This window comes from Sulfuricurvum sp. MLSB (assembly GCF_000747095.1).
GTDB lineage: Bacteria > Campylobacterota > Campylobacteria > Campylobacterales > Sulfurimonadaceae > Sulfuricurvum.
Genome location: NZ_JQGL01000016.1, coordinates 1 through 5,151, shown reverse-complemented (window position 1 = coordinate 5,151; position 5,151 = coordinate 1). Strand labels below are relative to the sequence as shown.

At 51.3% G+C, this 5,151-nt stretch carries 6 protein-coding genes; 3 read left to right on the top strand and 3 right to left on the bottom strand.

Features of this window, described 5'->3' with window-relative positions; all coding sequences use genetic code 11:
- From JU82_RS02145 to ung, 3 genes are all read left to right on the top strand, one after another.
- Positions 1-621, top strand: a 621-nt coding sequence (locus JU82_RS02145; protein ID WP_037945994.1) for a DnaJ family protein, incomplete at its 5' end; no start/stop codon positions are given.
- A 3-nt stretch (positions 622-624) separates the two neighbouring features.
- On the top strand, positions 625-1,011 hold the full coding sequence (locus JU82_RS02140; protein ID WP_037945991.1) for a helix-turn-helix transcriptional regulator: 387 nt from the start codon (positions 625-627) through the stop codon (positions 1,009-1,011).
- Positions 1,011-1,685 carry a uracil-DNA glycosylase gene (ung, locus tag JU82_RS02135; RefSeq protein WP_037945989.1) on the top strand — a complete coding sequence of 225 codons (675 nt, stop codon included), beginning with the start codon at positions 1,011-1,013 and terminating at the stop codon, positions 1,683-1,685. Before JU82_RS02140 ends, ung begins: the two co-directional genes overlap by 1 nt.
- On the opposite strand, the gene JU82_RS02130 is transcribed toward ung, so the two are convergent.
- From JU82_RS02130 to JU82_RS02120, 3 genes are all read right to left on the bottom strand, one after another.
- On the bottom strand, positions 1,645-2,406 hold the full coding sequence (locus JU82_RS02130; protein ID WP_037945987.1) for a CHAD domain-containing protein: 762 nt from the start codon (positions 2,404-2,406) through the stop codon (positions 1,645-1,647). The genes ung and JU82_RS02130 overlap by 41 nt on opposite strands.
- Positions 2,407-2,429: 23 nt before the next feature.
- Positions 2,430-3,383 (bottom strand): endonuclease/exonuclease/phosphatase family protein, encoded by a 954-nt coding sequence (locus tag JU82_RS02125; RefSeq protein ID WP_294892004.1) that lies wholly within the window; start codon positions 3,381-3,383, stop codon positions 2,430-2,432.
- A 53-nt stretch (positions 3,384-3,436) separates the two neighbouring features.
- Positions 3,437-5,151: M3 family metallopeptidase (locus JU82_RS02120; RefSeq protein WP_037945983.1), on the bottom strand; the 1,715-nt coding region annotated here is incomplete at its 5' end.

Below are 5,151 nucleotides of genomic sequence, written 5' to 3'. Positions count from 1 at the left end.
GATATCCTGCGCAACATATTCGGTCAGGGCGGCGGATTTGGCGGAGGCGGCTTCGGAGGGGGCGGTTTCGGCGGATTTGGGGGCGGCGGTTTCGGTGGGGGCGGCTTCGGCGGTATGAACCTTGACATCGACGCCAACGTCACTGTTCCGTTTGCGGTAGCGGTACTCGGCGGAAAACATTCGATCAGCCTCTCAGGAGAGAGTTTCGATATCAAAATCCCTGCCGGGATCAAAAGCGGCGAAAAACTTCGTGTCCGGGGAAAAGGCAAACGTGCCGGAGGGCAGGCCGGCGATCTGTATCTGCGGATCGACGTCGCGGCCAATCCCGAATACGAGCGTGAAGGGGACAACCTCGTCAAGACGTTCAATGTCCCTTTATACGCAGCTCTTTTCGGCGGAAAGGTCAGCATTCAGACATTGGAAAAAGAGGTGACGCTGAAAGTGCCGGAAAACACCAAAAACGGCCAGCGTTTCCGTCTCAAAGAGATGGGGGTCATGAACCGTCAAAGCGGCGTACGCGGAGATTTGTACCTCAAAGCCAACATCGTGCTGCCGGCTGTAGACAAAATCGATCCGGCGCTTGTCGAACAGATGAAAAAATCGCTGCCGCAAGGAGACTAGGCTATGCACCATTACGATGAACCGGTATACATGATCAGCATCGTTGCCAAGATTTTGGACATCCATCCGCAGACATTGCGTCAGTATGAGCGTGAAAACCTGATCGCTCCTTCCCGTTCTGACGGGCGCATTCGCCTGTACTCGCAGCGCGATATCGAAAAGATCAAAACGATTCTGCGGTTGACGCGTGAGCTGGGGGTGAACTTGGCAGGCGTTGACGTTGTGATGCGTCTGAAAGACAAAATGGAGACAATGGAGCAGGAGATGGCCGAAATGCGCCTCGAACTCTCCCGCATGCGGACCAATACGACGGTACCGCCCGAAAAATCGCTTGTCACCAAGCGCAGCGTCTATGAGATGGTCATTTTCGAAGACGACCTCCTCAAATAATGTCGCTTAATCCTCAAATCCATGACAGCTGGAAAGAAGCGCTTAAAAGCGAATTTGACCGTGCGTATATGAGCGAGCTCAAAGCTTTTTTGATCGAAGAGAAAAAACAGCGCACTATATATCCGCGCGGGAATGAAATCTTCAATGCTTTCAATTCGACCCCTTTTGGCAATGTCAAAGCCGTAATTTTGGGACAGGATCCCTATCATGGGCCGGGCCAGGCGCACGGTCTCTCGTTTTCGGTACGCCATGGAACGGCGTTTCCCCCTTCCTTGCAAAACATTTTTAAGGAACTTGTCGACGACATCGGTTGTCCTTATCCCCAAAGCGGCGATCTGACTCATTGGGCAAAGGAAGGGGTATTGTTATTAAACACGCTTCTCACCGTACGTGCGGGGGAAGCGTTTTCACACAAAGAACACGGATGGGAGCGCTTTACCGACCATGTCATCGCGACGCTCAGCGAACAGCGAGAACACATCGTATTTATCCTATGGGGAGCGCCAGCAGGGAAAAAGGCGGCGTTGATCGATGAGCAAAAACATTTCATCGTCCGTTCCCCGCACCCTTCGCCTCTGTCGGCGTATCGCGGATTTTTCGGCTCAAAACCCTTCAGTCGGACGAACGATTATCTTAAAGCGCGGGGGATTGAACCGATCGACTGGCGGCTTTAAGCTGCTTCAGCCATTTTTTTCGCTCTTTCAGAACTCCGGCGGTTTCGGAGGAGGGAGCGTGCTTCTGCACTTTTTTGAGCCACTCAATCTGATTATAGGCGTCTTGAACCGCTCCCAGCTGATTTTGAATCTTTTTGCATTCGGCGATTTTGTTGTGTTCGTCTCTGAGCTGCGCCGTGCTAAGAAACTCCAGCCCGTATCGGGCATTTTTAAACCGTACCCGCAGTTGATGAAGCTCTTTTTGCGATGTTGCGTCGCTGATGGCCGCATAATCGGCAACGGCGGAGGAGTAATGGCGTTCGACCGTCTGTATCAGCTGCTTCGAGCTGATATCGGGATCCGCATCGCATAGAGTGTCGTAGTAGTTTCGTATTGCAAGAAGTGTTTGGGCCTTGAATTCAGCGGTAAAAGACGAATCGAGACATTCGCGCCGTAATCGGGATAACTGGCGGCACGTTTTCGGAGAGCGTTTTTTATTCAGCGATTCGATCAGGACATCAAGCTCGCGAATGGCGTTGGTCGATTTGACGGCATTTTTGAGCTCGCGAGGAAAGGGGACGCTCTCTTTGAGATAAAGAGTCGTTAATGAGCGCACCCGCCGTATGGCGATACGAAAGTCATGTACTTCTTCACTGTCGTGGCTCCGCACAAGCGTGTCAAGGAGCGTAAGTGCATGATAGAGCTGATAGGTAAGATACTGTGTAACTACATTCAGACGCATGCAGTCATTATAACCGATTTGCGTTACAGTTTAAAAACGGCACAGATCGGAAGGTGATCGGAATATCCTTCTCCGGTGTGGTGTCTGGGTTTTTTGCGCGACTGCTGCCAACGATAGGGTTTGCCTTTGTAGAAAAGATAGGGCTTTTCGAATCGTTTGAAACTGCCGCGTACATATTCGATGCCTTTTCCGTCGACAAGTGCGTGGGAAATGATCATGTTGTCGAGCGCTTCGTTGTTGCCCCGAAATTCATGGCTCCACCGTTCGGAACTATCCACCTCGTACCATAAGTTATAGAGGCAGTTTCCGCACGACTTGAGCGATGAATAGGTGATCGGATTTTGTTGCTCATCAAGGGTCCCGAGTATGTGGTTGATTCCGGTAATTCCCCCGGTGTCGTTGTGCTTTCGGCTTCGGATGAAAGTGCGGTACTCTTCGTAATCGGAATTAAAATCCCCCAGAAGGACGAACGGTTCGTTTTTATCGAGGGCCGAAAGGCGCTTTTTGAGTGCTTTTGCGCTCACGATACGCATGCTCTCCGGGCCGCTTTTTGATTTCCAGTGATTAACAAAGATGCGAAGGCTTTTGCCCTCGATGTCGAGTTTGGCTTCCAGAATATCGCGGTAGGAACGGTGGGAACTCACCGAATGGCTCAGGGCACTTTTGATTGGATAGCGGCTGAGCAGAGCGGTTGCGACGGTCGTGTTTTTAGCCCGTGCAAAAACGTGGTAAGGGTAGTAGAGCCCCTGCCGCTTCAATTCGGTTTTGAGTGCTTTGAGGGCAGTTTCGGATTCGATCTCCTGCAAACCGATGACGTCGGCATTGATATCGCGGATCACCTGTGCCGTATTGCGTAGTTTGATGCGGTACATTTCCTCGTTCCAGCCCCACGATGTATTGGGAATGTATTGTTCGTATTCGTTCCCGTCATCGTTCATATCGAACAGGTTTTCGACGTTGTAGGATGCGATTTTCACTTCGGCACCTCCTAAAAGGGTGTAAATAAAGAGTAAAAGAGCGAAGAATTTCATTATTCGATTCCGCTGAGGCGAAGAAGATGTTTCGTCTCGCATTCGCGTCCCATCATCTCGACAAACAGTTCCTGCATGCTTTGACTGCCCCCTTTGGCCAATACCACTTCTTTGTAGCGATGGGCCAGCTCAGAACCGAAAACTCCTTCGTCGACGATCGCATAGTAGGCATCGGCGCTGAGCACTTCAGCCCACTTGTAGCTGTAATACCCTGCACTGTATCCACCACTAAAGATGTGCGAAAAGCCGTTTTGAAATTTGTTATACGCGGGGGGCTTGATCAACGATGTCCGTTCCCGAACCCGGTCAAGAAGGTGCTGAATCTCTTCTCCCTGATAGAGACGCGAATGGAGTTCGAAATCAAAGAGGGCGAATTCAAGCTGGCGGAGCATGAACAGCGCACTCTGAAAGTTTTTGGCACGGATAAGTTTCGCGATCATCTCGTCGCTGAGGACGTCGCCGCTCTCATAATGGCGTGCGAAGAGTTTGAGTACCTGAGGTTCATAGGCAAAATTTTCCAGAAACTGCGACGGAAATTCGACAGCATCCCATTCGACGCCGCTTACCCCGCTTACTCCGCGTTCTTTGACCCGGCTCATTAGATGGTGCAGGGTATGTCCCATTTCATGGAAGAGAGTAACGACGTCGTCGTGACGGAGCAAAGACGGAGTGGTCTCGGAAGAAGGGGGGAAGTTGCAGACGACGAAGGCACTGGAGCGGTGTATACGCCCTTTTTCATCTTCGCAGTGGGTCTGGAAGTTGTGCATCCATGCCCCGCCCCGTTTGTCTTTGCGTGCTTCGAGGTCGAAGTAAACGCGCGCGAACAGGGTTTCGCCGTCATACAGATCGTATGCACTTGCTTTTTCATCCCACAGCTCAAGTTGTACGGCCTCAAAACGGATACCGAACAGATTATGTAAAAAAGTGAACATCCCTTCCATGACCGAATGCTGTTCGAAATAGGGACGGTACTCTTCTTCGTCGATGTCGTATTGCGCTTTTTTGAGAATTTCGCCGTAGTAGGCGGTGTCGTAGCTTTGCAGCTCAAGCCCTCCGGCTGCGACACGCAGTTCGGCAATTTCTTTTTCCGCCTGCGGACGGGACGCTTCGATCAGCTCGTTGATAAATTTGACTACCGCTTTCGTATCCGGGGCCATTTTCGAAGCCAGTGAATATTGCGCGTAGTTTTCAAATCCGAGCAGTTTGGCACTCTCCTGCCGCAGTGCCATCAGTTCGTCGATAATCGCGCTGTTTTGAGGCGCACGGGTTGTGTACGCTCGGTAAAGCTCTTCGCGGATGGCCCGGTTGGGCCCGTACGTCATGTACGCGATGTACGAGGGCATCTGGAGGGTAAAGCGGTATTTTGTGACGCCGTCTTCTTCGAAGCGCGCGTTTTCAAGATCGCTTTCGGGGATGCCGGCCACGTCGGTTTCATCGGTGATGATTTTTTCGTAGGCATTCGTCGCATCAAGGAGGTTCTGGGAAAAATCGTTCGTCAATGTACTTTTGCGAAGGTTGATGTCGGCAAGTCGTGTTTTGGACGCTTCGTCCAGATGCGCTCCGGCAAGCTCGAAATGCAAAATATTCAGATCGAGGATACGGCGCTGTTCGACATTCAGGGCATCGTATTCGTTTGTTTTGATCTGTTTGAATGCTTCATAGAGTGCGAGGTTTTGCCCCACATAGGTTGAATACTCGGTAAGGATCGGAAGCG